Source organism: Gimesia algae, from assembly GCF_007746795.1.
GTDB lineage: Bacteria > Planctomycetota > Planctomycetia > Planctomycetales > Planctomycetaceae > Gimesia > Gimesia algae.
The window spans coordinates 2969933-2987536 of the sequence record NZ_CP036343.1; the positions used below are offsets into that span (position 1 = coordinate 2969933).

13 protein-coding genes are annotated in these 17604 nt (G+C 49.2%); 7 read left to right on the top strand and 6 right to left on the bottom strand.

The genetic code is table 11. From position 1 onward, the window contains the following. Window positions 1-97: 97 nt before the first annotated feature. The 5 genes from Pan161_RS10800 to Pan161_RS10820 all read right to left on the bottom strand — a co-directional run bounded on the left by Pan161_RS10800 (window position 98) and on the right by Pan161_RS10820 (window position 5534). Complete coding sequence (locus tag Pan161_RS10800) at window positions 98-781, bottom strand: 3-keto-disaccharide hydrolase (RefSeq protein ID WP_145226654.1); 684 nt, start codon at window positions 779-781, stop codon at window positions 98-100. Window positions 782-876: 95 nt separating this feature from the next. After that, a complete protein-coding gene (locus Pan161_RS10805) occupies window positions 877-2349 on the bottom strand; it encodes a sulfatase family protein (RefSeq protein ID WP_145226656.1) in 1473 nt (490 codons plus the stop codon). 165 nt (window positions 2350-2514) lie between these two features. Next, window positions 2515-3033, bottom strand: coding sequence for a tetratricopeptide repeat protein (locus tag Pan161_RS10810; protein WP_145226658.1), 519 nt, complete (start codon window positions 3031-3033; stop codon window positions 2515-2517). Window positions 3034-3459: 426 nt separating this feature from the next. After that, window positions 3460-4617: a DUF6655 family protein gene (locus Pan161_RS10815; protein ID WP_315851558.1), complete on the bottom strand. Its 1158-nt coding sequence runs from the start codon at window positions 4615-4617 to the stop codon at window positions 3460-3462. 455 nt (window positions 4618-5072) lie between these two features. Continuing rightward, complete coding sequence (locus Pan161_RS10820) at window positions 5073-5534, bottom strand: tetratricopeptide repeat protein (protein ID WP_145226662.1); 462 nt, start codon at window positions 5532-5534, stop codon at window positions 5073-5075. A 501-nt stretch (window positions 5535-6035) separates the two neighbouring features. Here Pan161_RS10820 and Pan161_RS10825 point away from each other — a divergent pair. Further along, the gene (locus tag Pan161_RS10825) at window positions 6036-7661 is read left to right on the top strand and encodes a sulfatase family protein (RefSeq protein ID WP_145226664.1); all 1626 of its coding nucleotides are present in this window, start codon (window positions 6036-6038) and stop codon (window positions 7659-7661) included. Window positions 7662-7710: 49 nt separating this feature from the next. Here the strand turns inward: Pan161_RS10825 and Pan161_RS10830 are convergent, their stop codons facing one another. Further along, window positions 7711-8559: a hypothetical protein gene (locus Pan161_RS10830; protein WP_145226666.1), complete on the bottom strand. Its 849-nt coding sequence runs from the start codon at window positions 8557-8559 to the stop codon at window positions 7711-7713. A 193-nt stretch (window positions 8560-8752) separates the two neighbouring features. Between Pan161_RS10830 and Pan161_RS10835 the strand changes: the two genes are divergently transcribed. The 6 genes from Pan161_RS10835 to recA all read left to right on the top strand — a co-directional run bounded on the left by Pan161_RS10835 (window position 8753) and on the right by recA (window position 17499). Continuing rightward, the gene (locus Pan161_RS10835) at window positions 8753-9874 is read left to right on the top strand and encodes an MraY family glycosyltransferase (RefSeq protein WP_232103695.1); all 1122 of its coding nucleotides are present in this window, start codon (window positions 8753-8755) and stop codon (window positions 9872-9874) included. Beyond that, a complete protein-coding gene (locus Pan161_RS10840) occupies window positions 9871-12267 on the top strand; it encodes an O-antigen ligase family protein (RefSeq protein ID WP_145226670.1) in 2397 nt (798 codons plus the stop codon). The genes Pan161_RS10835 and Pan161_RS10840 overlap by 4 nt, the downstream gene beginning before the upstream one ends. A 121-nt stretch (window positions 12268-12388) precedes the next feature. Further along, window positions 12389-13651 carry a DUF1573 domain-containing protein gene (locus Pan161_RS10845; RefSeq protein ID WP_145226672.1) on the top strand — a complete coding sequence of 421 codons (1263 nt, stop codon included), beginning with the start codon at window positions 12389-12391 and terminating at the stop codon, window positions 13649-13651. Between the two features lie 184 nt (window positions 13652-13835). Further along, on the top strand, window positions 13836-15500 hold the full coding sequence (locus Pan161_RS10850; RefSeq protein WP_145226674.1) for a multiheme c-type cytochrome: 1665 nt from the start codon (window positions 13836-13838) through the stop codon (window positions 15498-15500). Between the two features lie 55 nt (window positions 15501-15555). Continuing rightward, a complete protein-coding gene (gene cyaB, locus Pan161_RS10855; RefSeq protein WP_145226676.1) occupies window positions 15556-16122 on the top strand; it encodes a class IV adenylate cyclase in 567 nt (188 codons plus the stop codon). A gap of 285 nt (window positions 16123-16407) precedes the next feature. Further along, the gene (gene recA / locus Pan161_RS10860) at window positions 16408-17499 is read left to right on the top strand and encodes a recombinase RecA (RefSeq protein WP_145226678.1); all 1092 of its coding nucleotides are present in this window, start codon (window positions 16408-16410) and stop codon (window positions 17497-17499) included. The last annotated feature ends 105 nt before the right edge of the window (window positions 17500-17604 follow it).

The window sequence follows — 17604 nt, forward strand, 5'->3', positions numbered from 1 at the left end:
CTTATATCCAGTAAGCGATAATCTATCAATAATACAGGCGGGCTGAGAAATCTTCTCAGCCCGCCTGTATGTTAATGAATTCGTAAACACAACCGGATTACTTCAGCTCTTTAATCCGAATGTTTTTCCAGGCAACAGAATAAGGACCGGTTCCCTTTTTGATACCATGTACCTGCAGACCGATGAACCCTGAAGGATGAGATTTGAAAACCCGCTCATCGACCAGATCTGATACCTGTTCTCCGTTAATCCAGGTTTGGATTCTGGGACCATTGGCGACAACCCGGAACTTGTTCCATTCGCCATCTTTCAGATTCTTGTGAGGCTTACGCTGATCTTCTGGCGTCATCCAGCCAATGCCTTTATTTCCGTACCTGATCGCTTCGCCATAGATGTATCCCGCTTCCGCACCGTTGTCACCACTGGCTTCGATCTCGACCTGAGGCCCATTCACACGTCCGTCACCATTCTCCTGCTGGCTGCGGATCTGCACGCCAGAATTCAGGTTATCGTGAACTTTGACTTCAAATTCCAGTTCAAAATTACCATAGTTTTTCTTGGTACATAAAAACGAATTCGGGCTGCCTTCTGAGGTGGTGCCTTCAATCGTGCCATCTTTGACCATATAGGTCGCCGTTCCATTATGTTGTACCCAGTTATTGAGAGTCTTCCCGTCAAACAGACTCACCCAGCCAGAATTTGCTCCGGCCTGTACGCTCGCACTCAGGCAGACAGCAGTGAATAAAGCTGCACTCAATCCTACGATTTGATGTCGTTTCATGTTTCTCTCCAAAAAAGTCGCAATGTTGATAGTTCTTCGATAGTAGTTCAAAAGCCTGGTTCAGCGAGGTTCGCCTCTCCGGCAGACTGAATGGTTCAATCAATCGACGAGGACAAGACAGGTCCCGGCGCATTAATCTTCTGCGCCTGTTTCGCATCCCCGGGCATTTCACGGTGTTCAAATTCGGGGGGCTCAGGTTCTCCCGGACGCTGATTTCTGTCGGGAGTCGGATTCTCCGGAATGGTATCTCCCGTCTGAACCGTCCATTGATCGAGGGCTTTGCTGAGCCGCGCCAGTTCCGCGGCGTGCGCGGGCTGTAATGCCAGATTATGAAACTGGTAGGGATCTTTGCTCACCCGATACAGTTCTTCACGAGGTCGGGGTTTTAAAAATACGTCCTGCTGCCTCTCGTTCAGTTTACCCGCATTGAAACGGTCCCAGAGTACTTCGCCTGAAGGAAATTCGATTGACTCCACACACAGGTTACGCTGCTCAGGCCAGGCGTTGCGAATGTAAAGCCAGTCACCAGATCGTACCATCCGTTCGTGGGCTTTGAAGACATGCCAGTTATGTTCGGCAAAGGCAAAGTCACGGATTTTCGCATCCGGCTGTTTAAGGACCTTTTCAAAACTGACCCCCTGAATGCGTTTGTCGGGAGCGACACCTGCCACATCGAGAAATGTGGGGCCGATGTCCAGGGAACTGATCAGGCTGTGACTCACGCCGCCTGCTTTTACCGCGGCGGGCCAGCGGACAATCAGAGGCGTTTTGATGCCGCTGTCATATAATCGGGTTTTACAGCGGGGAAAGGGGCGGCCATTGTCTGCGAAAAATAACACCAGTGTATTCTCAGCGATCCCCTGGGCATCCAGCTCGTCCAGGATCTGGCCGGTAAAATAATCGATGCGACTGATCTCGTCATAGTACTGCGCCAGATCACGGCGTGTTTCTTCACAGTCAATCAGGTAGGGAGGGACGACGACTTCAGAAGGCTGATGGGGCTGGTATTCTTTGGATGCCTGCCACGCGCGGTGGGCATCGACGGACGCGAACCAGCAGAAAAAAGGTTTGTCTTTGGGTCGTTCTTTCAGGATAGGAACCCAGTCAGCTTCGCGTCCCGGCCCTTTTCCTTTTGAGACAAGATCGAAGGATGTCAAGGCATAATTACCCATATGCTGCTTACCGGAGATCACCGTATAGTAACCGGCATCACGTAGTAACTGTGGAAATAACACCTGACCTTCAGGTAATGGGGTATGCAGTTCGGGTGCACCTGTGTTGTGAGGATAACGGCCTGTGATCACACTGCAACGGCTCGGACTGCAACTGCTGATCGTCAGATAGGCATTGTCAAACCGCAGGCCTTCTTTAGCCAGTCGATCCAGATTGGGAGTTCGTATGGACGGATGACCGTAGCATCCCAGGTCGTTCCAGGAAACATCGTCGGCGAAAATCATGACAATGTTCGGCGGAGCGGCAACGATGCGCTCAGACTGAAAAAAAGACGTCAGCAGAAAAATTGCCAACAGACAAAAGAGATGGTTCAAGGAAGAAAATCGAACCTGCATGATGCACGCTACCTCATTCAGAATTAGAGAATTCAGGTCTCGACCTGCCAGACACTGTAGACCCTACAGTACTACAACAGGTCAGACTTCTCAATCATGAGGCGGGAATTCTGCCGGTAAGTTCCGGTCAATCAATTACATAACAATCATTAGTAACTGGCAGGGTTATTCGACCTCCGGATCGATGCCAAAATCTTCCGGTTCTTCCTGGTCCAGAAACGGGTTTTCGTCTGTTTCGGTCTGTTCTTCCTCTTCCGCTGGTTCAAACGAAATAGTCAGGTGAACCTGATGTTTTACAATGGGATTGAACTGTGAACCCAGAGGCTCAAATCGCAGATGAATATTAGCTTCTGATGCAATCTCATCGGCGGTTTTTTCAGCGCTGTCTGCCAGATCACTCTGGCCACTTTCGCGGTAGCAGGCTCCCAGGGATTTCCAGGGAAGCTGACTATGGGGTATCGGCAGCAAATCAGCCGCGTATTGTAATGGTTGGATCGCTTCTGAGTAGCGACCAACTCGTTTCAAAGATTCCCCTCGTAAAAAAGAATACGAGGCGGTTAACGATCCTGGATCTATAACCTGATCCAATTCTCTGAGCGCCTGTCGAGGCATTCCCAGTTCCAGATAGCCTTCAGCGGCCATCAATCGTCGTATCGTTTTTTGAGGAATTCGAGGGATCATCATTTTAATACCTCCCGTTTTCACCATCTCATGGTGAGTATCGCTGTATTGAAAAAATGGGAAATCAACGCCTCTGGGCTCATTTACATTTCCGTTGTACTGAAAAACGTAATTTAAAGCCCGCTGGATCAATTTTACCGCACAGAATGTGCCAAATCTGCCTCCGTCTCTATCAAAAAAACCATAAGATCAATATATAAAACAACTTAAAACACTTTTTCAATTAAAAATCAGCGTTAGACAGTGTCAGTTTGGCGGTCGCTCTGACACCAATCTGGTGGCAGGTTGCATCAAACTCATACAGACACAGGGCTTTTTAATAGACAAGACAGAAGAGAGGGCGGTTCGCGCGAGTAGAAACTGGAATAAGCCAGCCCGACAAACGGACTTGCCAAGTCACTCTATTGATAACTACGTGAAAAACAGCGTTTATTCGGAAATAATTCTGCGAAACGTTTCATCTGCCTCAAACTTTTCCTGCTGTTCTGTTGCCACAGGCTCGCTAAGCGGTTTCTTCTGAGGCTCTTCCGGAATTTGGGGCCACACAGTTGAGATCCGCGAAGTATCTCCCTGCAGCCAGTCGTGATGTCCATTGGCTTTTTCGGGCTCTAAAAAGAGAACCGTTTTTATCTGGGAGGGCTCAATCTCAAGTTCTGATTTCGCTTTCGTAGAGGACTTCTCATCACCCTGCGACTCTTTCGCAGCTACAGGCTCGGTTTTCGGTTGTTTCGCCTCTACTGCAGAATCCGCTTTTTTCTTTTCTTTACCAGCGATCTCCGCTTTAATCCATTCATCCAGTGTTTTCACATTCCGTTTTTTGGTTTCCTCTTTCACCTTCGGCTTTACATTAGTCTCCACAAAGCGTGCCGGTTCCAGATAATCCACGGTGCTTTCATTGGCAAAATCCTCACCAGTTCCCAGCGGGATTTCTATTTTAGACCCGGCAAATTGAGCTCCATCCTTGTAAATCGTCCCACGCTGAAAAGGACCAGCCCCTAAGATCCAGGTATCACGGGCAGTACTTTTGGCCTGCAGCACACCTGACTGCCAGACGCGTTCACGTGTTTTCTGATTATAGGCAAATACACTGATTTTCGCTGCGGCGGACTGATTGTTCTTCTTCGCGAGCGAGATTTCGGGAATGGTAGGAATTGCTGGTGCGGCTGGCATCAGTGTCGCCGCGGAGGAAAGCATATTACTGGCCGGTATTCCATAATTCACTTCGTGGCCATTCGTAGCCAAAGTGCCGACGCGCGCCTCAATGACGTAGTCCGCTTCTTCTTTCTTCTCCTGAATCAGACAATTGGCGGCGACGATCTGTTGTCGCAATGAGCTGATAATATAGTCTCCATTGACAAAACCGACCCCTTTGACGTTCTTGATGTAAGTGGTATCAAAAAAGACTTTTTTATTTGCCAGTGTGCTGAAATCGAGGTGTGAGATAGTCTGGTCGACGGCATCTGATGTCAGCAACTGTTCTGTCGCACTATTACTGATCATCTTTCCGCAACCTGATAACAGGAGCAGCAGTCCCATGAGCAAACAGCTCTGAATGCGATTAGTAAGGTACCGATTAATATCAAACATGAGTCTTGGCGATCGTCTTTTCAGCACAAAGTTCGTCTACACGATTTCCACTGACTGAACGGGCCCCCCCGACAGACAGCAGCCCGGAAATACGGTGTGAAATGCAACAGCCATACGCAATCAGAGAGAAATCAATATTCACATTGATTCTTTGATTGTATTTGTTGTTGTTAATTGTGTGGGAAAGTTGGCCAGAACCAGGAAGGAACTTTGACCAGGAGGTAAGTCTGACTCGCGCTGTAGGGGCTACAGTTGAAGACAGGATTCCGTTCCGAATGACTTCTTAAATGAGAGGTGTTAAGTAATCACTCGAGGGCTGAAGTATAGCGAACACATCGTGAAACTCAAATATGATTTTGATCTTGTATATTTCTACGTATTCTCAATCTAAATAAAGACTTAAATCAATTAACAAAACATTGGATTACTGGAAAAACTCCATGTTTTTTGATTTTTTAGCGAGGAATGCGGGGGCCGACACTCCGATTCGACAGTGAAAAGTCAGTCATGCGGGAGGCAGAATCAGGCCACATCCAGGATGATCCATGGTCCTGTGTCAAACACAATACTTCGCAACTCGCTTCAATCTCTTCTACCGCTTCTGCCGTCATGGATGCGACCTCTGCCAGTTCCTGATAGCCTCCCAGGCGAAAGCATTCGCTTAAGGCGTTCCAGGCTTTGCGACTTTCCATGACAGGAAACAGGCGTGCGGCCTGATGCAGAGGCTCAATCGCCTCCTGATATCGTTCCTGACGCAGGTATGCTTCCCCCGTCAGAAACAGACGCATGGCTTCCAGTGGACCAGCGTCTTCTAATGCAGCAAGTGCATCCAGAGCCTGAATGGGCATTCCCAGTTCCAGGTATCCCTCGGCGGCCATAATTTTGTGAATTACTTTGGGAGAAACGTTGTCAAACATAATCAATTCCTTTTTTTACCGGTGGGGCAAGCAATCCATTGCCCGGCTGCAGTGTTGTTTCTAGAGCGCATCACATTTAACTATAGCGTCTCCCAATCTATTATGCTCGGCCCAAATGGCCCTGGAGACGCTACAGTAAAACTGGACACAGTCTAAAACGTTTCAATCCTATGAAACGTTGACTTGATGAAATTCTTAAATGCAACCTCCATACCAAACAGGGGCCTTCGGGCGAGGATTTCACCTATCTCAAGTCAGGACAACACCTTCAAACACACAGATATTTCCCTGAGTATCCGCAATCGCAGCCAAAATGCAGTTTCTACCCAAACGGCTTCTGTAACATCTACATCTCCCGATCTATAAACCGGTACGATGAGTGGCTGACGCAATACCATGCGAAAACTTGCACTTCTCCCGATAAACATGCATGATAGAGATTGCCTAATTCACGAGCCTTCGCCTGTGATCTGACTTCTTTTGAGACTGAGGATGAACCCGATGCTGTCGCTCTTCCAACCTGCAATTCGATTTTCTATTTCATTTGTGATGAGTCTGCTGCTCACTTCGTCTCTCTTGATGATCTGTCCGCAGTCTGAGAGTGCTGCCGCGGAAGCAGGCCGCCCTAACATTCTGTTTATCTTCACCGACGACCATGCCTCGCATGCGATGAGCTGTTATGGCTCGAAAGTCAACGAGACCCCGAATCTGGATCGCATCGCCCATGAAGGCATGCGGTTCAATAACTGTTTCTGCACGAACAGTATCTGCGGTCCCAGTCGCGCAGTCATTCTGACCGGCAAACACAGTCATTTGAACGGATTCAAACAGAACGGCAATAAATTTGACGGCGCGCAGCAGACGTTTCCCAAGATTCTCCGAAAACATGGCTATCAGACTGCCATTGTCGGGAAATGGCATCTGACCTCTGATCCAACGGGTTTCGACTATTCTGAAATTCTGATTGGACAGGGGCCTTATTATAACCCACCGATGATCAAGAACGGGGAACGTGTCAAACACGTGGGGTACACCACTGATATCATCACCGATCTGGCGCTCGACTATCTCAAAAATGATCGCGATCCTGACAAACCTTTTATGTTGATGTTTCAACACAAGGCACCGCATCGTAACTGGCAACCCGGCCCCAAATACCTCCACATGTATGACGATGTGACCATCCCGGAACCGGATAACCTGTTTGATAATTATGAAGGTCGTGGCACCGCAGCGCATCAGCAGGATATGACCATCGAAAAAACAATGACCCCGTTTGATCTGAAATTAACTCCCCCCAACAATCTGACTCCCGAACAGCTGGCGACGTGGAATACCGCGTATGAACCCAAAAACGAAGCATTCCGCAAAGCAAATCTCACGGGAAAAGATCTGGTACGCTGGAAATATCAGCGTTACATGAAAGACTATCTCAGATGTGTCGCTTCCGTCGATGATAACGTCGGCCGCATGCTGGATTACCTGGAATCTTCGGGCCTGGCGAAGAATACAGTCGTGATCTACTCTTCTGACCAGGGCTTTTATCTGGGAGATCATGGCTGGTTCGATAAACGATTCATGTATGAAGAATCATACCGGATGCCCTTGCTGGCACGCTGGCCCGGCGTCATCAAACCAGGGAGCGTTAATAACGATCTGGTATCCAACCTGGATTTCGCGGAAACCTTTCTGAATCTGGCCCAGGCCCCCATTCCGGCTGACATGCAGGGGGTCAGTCTGGTGCCTCTGTTCAAAGGGGAAGAAGTGAAATGGCGCGAAAGCCTCTACTACCATTATTACGAATTCTATAATGATCGACGTTCCGCCCATATGGTCCGTCGGCACAATGGAGTCCGCACGAAACGCTATAAGCTGATTGACTTTTACAACCTGGGTGAATGGGAACTATACGATCTGGAAAAAGATCCCCGCGAGATGAAGAATGTGTATGCGGAACCGGAATATGCTCAGGTGGTCAAAGACCTGAAAGCGGAGCTGAAACTGCTGCAGGCAAAGTACCAGGTACCTGATGACACAGGCTCTGTTGAGAAGGACCCTCCTTCACTTTATCTCAAACCGAGAAACAGTGGCGCTGCTCAGAAAAAGAAAGCAGCCGGTAAAAAATAATTCCGGCAAACTGCTTTCTTCGACCGAACGGGAGATTCGTATATTTCGCTTATTCAGTCATACGCAGGTAAAAACGGAGCCCTGCGACTGCATACTGCCGCGCGCCCAGATCCCAGCGCCAAGGCGGCAGCATCTCCACATCTTGAACCAGTTTTGCCAGGGGCGCTTTCCCTTTCAATTGTGCAAACAACAGACCGGGATGCACACCATGAAAAAAATTACGTGATGACAGCAGTTGTGATAAATACTGGGTGAATTGGAAATCAGGGACATCCTTCAAATCAGCCGCAGATTCTGAAGAGACAAAATCACTGATAATCAGGCCCGCGCCCCCCTCACCAATCAAATCCAGTACGCTGCGAAAGTGCTGCTCGCGCACGGCGACCATCAGCTCTTCAAACTGTGGATGAGTCTCACCGACAGCATGCACGACCTGAAGAATCAGTTGACTCAAAATGCAAGTAGAACAGACGACGTCATACGGACCAGGCAGGTTCAATTCTTGAACGCCAGTTAATGCGGTAATGATCTCCCGCAGCTCTGCCTCCCCCTGATCTGGATCTGATTTAAAAGCGGCCAACCTGTCTCCAATTCCGGTCAAATCCAGCACATGCATGCTGATCGCCGGGTTGTCAGAGACCGACTGAAAATCGATCGCGTATCTCAATGCCGATTCGTCCAGATCCACCAGATGAATTTCGCTGTACACTTGAAGCAACTTCTGCAAATCCAGGTCGTTACAGTTTCCTGCCCCCAGTACACATAACCGCCCCCTGGAAGAATCCGCCAGGTCTGTCAGATATCCTGTAATCAGATTGCGATGCGTTGCCCCCTGTTCCCAGTTGGGACGACTCGCCTGATTAAATCGAACTTCTTCCTCAAATAATTCATTTATCACTGTCGTTGAAAAACTCCTTTTTCCATAATCGCCGCTCGGATTATACAAGTGAGGTCAACTGTAAGTCATGCACAGGATATATCAATCGAAAACCACCAGGAAATCCATTTTTCGCTACCACTAATCCCTGATTTCAGCCAAACTAGAGCATATTATTCAAGATCCAACTCTGTCATTCTGAATGTCATCTGAAATGCTATTCTTTGTTTTTGCCTGCCTTGTCCCCGCATTTTTAATTTCCTTTCTCGCTACGGCAGCAATGCGCAAACTGGCGCCTCGCTGGGGACTCATTGATCAGCCTGCCCAACGCAAAGTACATACTAACCCCACTCCCCTTGGTGGAGGTGTCGGCATCTGGCTGGGAGTCATCATCCCGATCGTCTGCGCCCAGCTGATCGCACTGGTGATTGTCAAATCAGGCATCAAACCAGCCTGGATTCCCGCCGAACTCGTTCCTCATCTGGAAGGAGTTCTCTATCGCTCGGGACAACTCTGGATGGTGCTCGGGGGAGGAACGGTTCTCGCAGTTATGGGACTGCTTGACGATAAACTCAATATCTCCTGGAAGCCACGCCTGATCATTCAATTGCTCGTGGCTGGTGGCCTGGTGATGGGGGGCATCCGGGGCACTCTTTTTATTCAGCAACCCTGGATCGGGATGCTGCTGACAGTCGCCTGGATTATCGTCCTGGTCAACTCATTGAACTTTCTGGATAATATGGATGGCCTCACATCGGGTATCGGACTCATCGCCGCCGTCCTGTTTGCTTTAATCATGTTACGTTACACCGGAGAACCACGCTGGCTGGTCGCAGGCGTTCTACTCGTTCTCGCGGGCTCGATTGCTGGTTTTTTATGCCATAACTGGCCTCCAGCGAAAATCTTCATGGGAGACTCGGGCAGCTATTTTATCGGACTGATCCTGTCTACGATGACCGTCCTGGGAACATTTTATCCAGGTGCGACTTCAGCCGGCGAGAACATCGTGAATCGGCATGTCATCCTGGCCCCGCTTTGTATTCTGGCAATTCCCCTGTATGATTTCTGCACGGTGATGCTCATTCGATTAAAAGAGGGGCGCAGCCCATTTCACGCGGATAAAAGTCATTTCTCACATCGCCTGGTCGAGCTCGGCTTAACTAAACGGGATACTGTTCTGACAATCCACCTCGCGACCTTGACCACTGGTATCGGTGGACTGATTTTATATGAAGTCTCGTCCTGGAGCGCTGCCCTGCTGGTCATGCTCATGATTCTGTGTGTCCTTTTGATCGTGACGATCCTGGAAAATGTAGGTCGGAAAAATCGGGAATGAGTAAGCAGCGTAAAAAAAAACCGCCCCAGCTGACTCGGGTTGAGACGACCTCGACAGCATCCTCTCTCCTCTGGCTGACCAGTCTACTCCAGGGAGCCCAGCTGTTTCTGGTTGGCACGCTCATATTAGCTCGTTACTTTGTACCAGCAGAATCTGCACCGGACGGGGATACGCTCACGTTCGCACTGGGCTGGTTCCTGGTCTCGATTCTCTATGCCGCCAGCCTGCTGACAGATCGCTCACGATCCTTTCGGCTGGACCTGTTTGACTGCGCGGTCTGGCTGCTGGTAGCAGGTCAGGTTCTCTCCACGCTGGTGATGATCTGGCTTGGAGAAGGACAACAGCGCGATGCTTTAAATATGATGTGGGAATGGGTCGCGCTGGGCTGCAGCTTCTCCCTGATCCGCCGTCTGATTGACACATCTGCGCTGCGCGGCACATTGATTGTGGGATTCATCACCACGGTTGTAGTCCTGTCAGTATATGGGATCTGGCAGCATCATTGGATGTATGATCAACTCTCTAAAGAATACCTGGATGCACGGCAGCAGTATGATGCCACGCGCTCTCCCGAAGCCTTACAGAAGCTGCTTTCGATGGGAGTTCCCTCCGATGCCATCCATGGCAGCAGTCGCAAGTTGTTTGAACAACGACTGTTAAACAGCTCCGAACCGCTGGGCTTGTTCGCGCTCGCAAACACGTTTGCCGGTCTGTTAGCTGTGGGCTTTCTGCTTTCGTTTGCTCTAACCATTGATTGTTTTTTTCAGAAATCCTCGCAATCCAGGTCTCTCTGGAAGCGGTGGAAACCGGGAATCTTTCTGCTCGCGACGATGCTGATCGGTTACTGCCTGATCCTGACTAAAAGCCGCACGGCCTGGGTCGGTCTCATCGGTGGCCTTGTCAGTCTGGGACTGCTGAAACTGCTTCAATCACGCCGGAGCACAACAGCCGATCCTCAACGCTGGAAAAAGCAGGTTCTCAAATGGGGAGGTCTTGCCGCGATCCTCTGTGTAGGATTCTTACTGTTGGCGACTCTGAGTGGAGGTTTTGACCGGGCAGTGTTGACCGAAGCGCCAAAATCGCTTCAATACCGCATCGAATACTGGACGGCAACCTGGGATGTCATCAAAGAAAACCCCCTCTGGGGCACAGGCCCCGGGAATTTCCGTTCGCATTATCTGAAGTTTAAACTGCCTGGATCCAGTGAAGAAATTGCGGATCCGCATAACTTTCTGCTTGATGTCTGGGCCAACGGCGGTCTGATTGCATTCGTGGGATTATTACTGATTCTGTGTCTGACCTGTTACCGTTGGATAATCAAGCCATTGCCCGATCAAGACACTTTGGACTCAGAAACTTTCTCCACAGAAAATTATTTCTCACAATCACAATTGATGCTCCTGCTCGGATTCGGGCTGTCATTTGCCCTGCTCTGGGGAATTCAATTATTTGTGTTCTCCATTGATCAATCGATTCTCGGGCTGTTCTGCCTGGGTTGGCTGGCACTCTTTTTCATTTTGAACGCTAGCGCCAGCTTGAGAGCGACTGATCAGGGTGTAACCACTTCATTATTGCCCCTCGCGTTTGCGGCAGCTTTTATTGCCTTATGTATCCATTTATCAGGTGCGGGGGGAATAGCGATGCCCGCCATCACACAAACCTGGCTGCTGCTACTGGCACTTGCTTTTCCCGTCGTTACTGCATCAGACAATCCTAACGTAAGTTCAGTAGAACAATCGAGACCAGGTTCGTCTCAAACAGAGCCAGCTATACATTTGAGAGCACTTTCATTAACAGTCTGCCTGATCCTGACGTTTTTCTTTATCGTGTCTTCGTTTGCGCCAACAATCCAGAGGAAATCACTCGTACTACAAGCGGAACAGTCACTTCTGCGTGGCTCATCGGTTCGCAATGCGCAACGTTATTTCAGTCAGGCCAGTCAGGCAGATCCACTCTCTCCGGCTCCCTGGCAGGCTTTGGCTGAGATTGAATTTCGAGAAGGAGAACAGAATCGCAGTACGTTTGAACGAGGTGTCGAATTGAAAAAAGAGGCAATTCAACGGGATCCCTTAAATCCACGCCACTACTTCGATCTGGGCCGTCAGTGGGAATTGCAGTATCAGGCCACACATCATCAGACTGATCTGACGTCAGCGCTCAAATATTTCCAGCGCGCCATTGCAGGATATCCCCATAATTCCCTCTATCGAGCCAAATATGCGGAAGCTCTGTCAGACGCAGGAGAGTCTGCCGCAAGTCAGAATGAGGCGCAGCGAGCGATTGAACTGGATGCAGCCAATAGACGTGGTCAGCACGTGGACAAATACTTAAATGAAGAGACTGTAAGTCGAATGAAAGAAATAATTAACGCAACTCAATCGAATCAGAATTGAACTCGGCTGCGATTCGGCCCATAATAACTGAGTGTTCTCTGTCGGAATCCAGTCTGACCTGATTCTTCTGACATCATTATTAAATCAATTTTATTCAAACTACTTCATTGCTGGTGAAATCATGAATTTACGAGCCGCTACGGCGATAATTGCTCTTGTTATTGCACTTGCTGGTACAGTCTGGCTGGGTCGAGGTAACGGAGATGTCCAGCCTGAGGCTCCTGTTCAAAAACAGGTTGAGACCTCAGAAGACCGCCCGAAAATTTCCCCTACCGGCCCCTACCCCAAAGCGGTTGTAGAAAAGGCGCGTTACAACTTCGGCAGTATGGCTGTGGGACAGACACTGTCGTATAACTTCATTCTGAAGAATGAAGGGGAAGCGCCTCTGGAAGTCCAAAAAGGCGCAACCACCTGCAAATGCACACTCAGCGAAATGAAAGAAAATCTGGTTGCCCCGGGTGAGTCTGTAAAAATTGAATTGACCTGGACTCCCAAAAGTCCGCAGGAGCATTTTGGACAGACTGCAACAATCTGGACCAACGACCCGGAAAACCAGGAAATCAAACTGCAGATAGAAGGTACTGCGAACAAGCTGATCGCTTTTACCGGTGACTATGCGGGCAGCCCGCAGTGGTCTCTGCCCACCATGTCCACCACGGATCCAGTTTCGTTCTCGGGAAAAATTCACACCAAATATCTGAACGATTTTAAAATTCTGAATATTGAATCGAGTAAGTCGGGACTGACATCAAAGTTCAAACCACTCACGCCGGAAGAACTGAAAGAAGCCGATGCAAAATGCGGCTATGCCATCGAAGTCACAGCGCACCCCGATCAGTTTCCATTGGGAGGATTCAACGAACGACTCACTGTCAAAACTGATATTCCACATGATTTATCACCACCCGGTATCGGAGAGAAACACGACCACGAGGAACTCCAAGACCCCAAACATGATCATGAACATGCAGAACCAGAGGGACCACGAAATTTCGTGATTCAGGTTTCTGGAAATCACACTGGCCCGATCCGTATTGTTCCCACATTTGGCGTACAGTGGAACCCGAAAACCATGATTTTGAACCTGGGTGAATTCTCAGCTAAGGAGGGAAAGTCAGTCACGCTGTCCATGTTTGTCGAAGGAAAAGAGCAGCCACTGGAAATTGTTGACCAGGAAGTGGCTCCGAATTTTCTTGAATTTGAATTGAAAAAAGATGACAAATTTGAGTCAAAAACCAAGCAGCGTTATGAATTGAAATTTGCCGTTCCTCCCGAGATGTCTCCTGTTTTCTTCGGGAGAACCAATCTGGCGAAAGTCAAACTGCAGACGAATCATCCCGAGGCAAAAGAAATTGAGTTTCGGGTCCAGTTTATTTCTCTGTGATACTTGATCCCCAGAAAAAAACAAACCGGGCTTTCAGACAACCAGTAACTTTTTTGTCGAAGACCTTTCCAGGGCCAGGGTCAGATCTACTTTGACGCAATACCACGTTTTGAGCTAAGATAAACAACGAGGGAGTTCCCCAATGTTTACTTTCCTCAATCACCTCCACGGAAGGTCAAACTGAATGTTAAGCAACCGATTTTCAACTCAGATACTCCTGATCGCGTTTCTGAGCATTTCCTTACAGACAGGGTGTGAGACAAGTTCCACACCTGAAGTCAGTCTGACTCCTGAGGAATCAAATCAACCAGAAACACAATCAGACCAAAAGGTTACTACTGAACCTGCTGTCAAAAAAGAGCAATCTGCTGCAATAAATACACCAGAGGCTAATCATTCGGCGTCTCAACACGCGACAACACCCGTAAAAAAAACAGCTGCTTCCCCCAGTCCTCCCAAGCCGCTGTTCAAAGACTGGCCGGCTCCCAGACTGGCGATCGTCCTGACCGGAGAACGGCACGGTTATCTTGAGCCCTGTGGCTGCACACAAAATCAGACGGGGGGCGTTTCCCTGCTGGCCAATCTCTTCAAACAGATCGAAGAGCGAAAATGGCCTGTGACAGCCTTCGATCTGGGGGGACTGGTCAAACGCAATCGCCGTCAGAGTCAGATCAAATACGAAACCATTCTGGCTTCCCTTAAAGACATGAACTATGCAGGCGTCGGACTCGGACCGGAAGAACTTCGTTTCGGAGCTGACATCTTCCTGCAACTGCACAATCCGGAACCACAGACTCCCAATACTACACCCACATTTCTGGCAGCCAACATCCTTATCCTGGAAACTCCCGAACTTGGTAAAACGGCATTTAAAATTGTAGAAGTGAGTGGCGTGAAGATGGCGGTCACTTCGATCCTGAGTAAAAGTCACGTCGAAAAATTTCCCGATATTACCTGGCAGGAACCCGCAAAAGTACTGCCCGATGTCATCAAACAGATGCAGGCTGCCAAACCCGACCTGATGATTCTCCTCTCGCAGTCGGAAAAAGAAGAATCAAAAGCACTCGCTGAAAAATTTCCTGAGTTTGACCTTCTGCTGACTTCTGGTGGTGTGGAAGACCCCCTCGGCGAACCTGAGTTCATTGGAAAAACAATGATGGTGGATGTCGGCCATAAAGGGAAAAGTGCCGGAGTTGTTGGCTACTACCCTGACCAGGCTGACAAAGCAGATCCCTCGAAACGCTTCCGCTTCACGGTAATCGAACTGGATAAACAGCGGTTCAACGATACCCCGAAAATGGCTGAACAGATGCAGTTTTATCAGGATCGTCTCAAGCAGGAAGATCTCGCTGCAAAAGAACTACCCATCGATCACCCTCGTGGCGCCACCTTTGTTGGGGCAGAAACCTGTGGCGAATGCCACACGAAAGCCTATGAAAAATGGCTCACCACCGCACATGCCCACGCCTACGAAAGCCTGATTAACGGCCGTAAAGATCAGATTGAACGAGGTGAGAAAATCGTCTCGCGAATCTACGATCCCGAATGTCTCTCCTGCCATGTTACCGGCTGGCATCCTCAAGAAGTGCTTCGCTACAAAAGTGGATTCGTCAACAAGCAGGAATCTCCCCATCTGTTAGGTCAGCAATGTGAAAACTGCCATGGACCCGGTAGCGGGCATATTGAACTGGTCGAAATGGATAAGCTCGAAGAAGCAAAGAAAGTCATGCGGGTCACGCTTGCCGAAGCCAAAAAGAACACCTGTTATCAGTGTCATGATCTGGACAATAGCCCCAAATTCGAATTCGATTCCTACTGGGAAAAAATCAAACATCCCTGGCGCGATTAATGTTCAACAAGAGCGCTGACCACTTTCACCACTTTATTTCAGATGGCTCTCGTTAATGCTGGAAGTCGAACAAAAATTCCGGATTCATGACAAAGAGAAACTCATCGACCAGTTGGCGCATCTGGGTGCCACTCCTGGTGAACCGATCGAGCAGCATGACTACTACTTTGCACATCCCGTGCGGAACTTCGCGGAAACAGATGAAGCACTCCGCATCCGCCGCAATGGCGCTGATAACCGGATTACCTACAAAGGTCCGAAACGGGCTACCATCAGTAAGGTTCGCAAAGAGATCGAACTGGGCTTTGAGTCGGGAGAATCTGCGTTTGAACAACTGGCAGAAACACTGGAGCTGCTCGGATTCGAACAGGTCCGCACGGTCAAAAAACGACGCACCCCCTATGCTTATTCGCACAATCAGCAAACGTTCGAAATCACGATCGATGAAGTTCAGGAACTGGGTACCTTTGCAGAAATCGAGTTGCTTGCCCAAGAAGATCAGCTGGCAGCCGCCGAAGCAGCGATCATCGAACTGGCAAAATCACTCGAGCTTTCCAATCAAATTCGACTGTCCTATCTGGGCATGCTGATGGATCGGGAAACGGAATCGGCCTCGCAATGAGCTTCTTTAATTTTTCGAAGTTTTCCCCGCTTTTATTCCTTTTCAGACTGGTGTGATTCTGAAATAATTGCCGACAGCAATAAATGTCTCATGTTTTCTATTGTGACAGGAAAGGGAATATTTTAATATATCTTTGTCCACAATAGGCATTTCTTTTAAAACCATGGGTCGAGACGGCGTTCAATAATAGCGTCCCCGCAATTCTCGATAAATTAGGCAGTTGCTTCGCCTGACGAACTCGAACTCATTGCGGGGCAAGTGTTATATTATTGAAGGAAGACCTCAATGGCCGCTAAATCTAGATCAAAAAGAGCAACCCCCCCCGCTCCCCGCACCAATGGCTCCGGCGATTCGGAAGGGATGCTGAAAAACGCCCTGGGACAAATTGAGCAGGCATTCGGCAAAGGCGCAATTATGAAACTGACGGGCGCGAATGCCCGGTCGGTTCCCTCTATCGCCAGTGGAGCGCTTTCGCTCGACCTGGCACTGGGTGGTGCCGGATTTCCCCGTGGTCGTATCATCGAACTCTACGGCCCGGAGTCGAGTGGTAAAACAACACTCGCACTGCATGTCATTGCCAGCGCTCAGAAAGAAGGAGGCATCGCCGCCTTCATTGATGCCGAACATGCCCTGGATCCGATCTGGGCCAAAAAACTGGGTGTCAACATTTCCGAACTGCTGGTCAGCCAGCCGACCTTCGGCGAAGAAGGTCTGCAGATTGCTGAAATGCTGATTAAATCGAACTCTGTAGACGTAATCGTGGTTGACTCAGTCGCAGCCCTGGTCCCCAAAGCGGAACTGGACGGCGAAATTGGTGATACGCATGTTGGTCTGCAGGCGCGCATGATGAGCCAGGCCATGCGAAAACTGACCGGTGCGATTTCCAAATCGAAAACGACAGTGATTTTCATTAACCAGATTCGTGAGAAGATCGGCGTTATGTTCGGTAGCCCCGAAACAACACCCGGTGGTCGCGCATTGAAATTCTACAGCTCTGTACGTGTGGACGTCCGCCGGATTGCAACTCTCAAAGATGGGGATACGGTGACAGGCATTCGCATGAAAGCCAAGATCGTCAAAAACAAAATTGCGCCCCCATTCCGGATTGCCGAATTTGACATGCTCACTACAGGTGGGATTAACTACGAACTCGACCTGCTTGATCTGGCGGTCGAAAACAAAATCGTCAAGAAGAGCGGTAGTTGGTTCAGCTATGGTGAATTGCGACTGGGACAAGGCCGTGACAAATCCAAAGTGGTTCTTGAAGAAAATCCGGATATCTGTGAGGAGATCAAACAGAAAATTCTGGCGGCACAAGGGGTCATCCCCACTCCCGAAGAAGAGTCCGAACCGGAAACAGAGGCCGTCGAAGCCTGACCCGATGCCGGGCTGCCCGGCTGAAACATAACCTGAATGACAAAGCGACCTTGATGCCCGATCGGTATTCAAGGTCGTTTTGCATTGGGTTCGCCCTGAAAAAAA

Bases quoted from the DNA above. Each gene is read 5' to 3' on its own strand.
- Pan161_RS10800 (WP_145226654.1), bottom strand. From the start codon at position 781: ATGAAACGACATCAAATCGTAGGATTGAGTGCAGCTTTATTCACTGCT.
- Pan161_RS10805 (WP_145226656.1), bottom strand. From the start codon at position 2,349: ATGCAGGTTCGATTTTCTTCCTTGAACCATCTCTTTTGTCTGTTGGCA.
- Pan161_RS10810 (WP_145226658.1), bottom strand. From the start codon at position 3,033: ATGATGATCCCTCGAATTCCTCAAAAAACGATACGACGATTGATGGCC.
- Pan161_RS10815 (WP_315851558.1), bottom strand. From the start codon at position 4,617: ATGTTTGATATTAATCGGTACCTTACTAATCGCATTCAGAGCTGTTTG.
- Pan161_RS10820 (WP_145226662.1), bottom strand. From the start codon at position 5,534: ATGTTTGACAACGTTTCTCCCAAAGTAATTCACAAAATTATGGCCGCC.
- Pan161_RS10825 (WP_145226664.1), top strand. From the start codon at position 6,036: ATGCTGTCGCTCTTCCAACCTGCAATTCGATTTTCTATTTCATTTGTG.
- Pan161_RS10835 (WP_232103695.1), top strand. From the start codon at position 8,753: ATGCTATTCTTTGTTTTTGCCTGCCTTGTCCCCGCATTTTTAATTTCC.
- Pan161_RS10840 (WP_145226670.1), top strand. From the start codon at position 9,871: ATGAGTAAGCAGCGTAAAAAAAAACCGCCCCAGCTGACTCGGGTTGAG.
- Pan161_RS10845 (WP_145226672.1), top strand. From the start codon at position 12,389: ATGAATTTACGAGCCGCTACGGCGATAATTGCTCTTGTTATTGCACTT.
- Pan161_RS10850 (WP_145226674.1), top strand. From the start codon at position 13,836: ATGTTAAGCAACCGATTTTCAACTCAGATACTCCTGATCGCGTTTCTG.
- cyaB (WP_145226676.1), top strand. From the start codon at position 15,556: ATGCTGGAAGTCGAACAAAAATTCCGGATTCATGACAAAGAGAAACTC.
- recA (WP_145226678.1), top strand. From the start codon at position 16,408: ATGGCCGCTAAATCTAGATCAAAAAGAGCAACCCCCCCCGCTCCCCGC.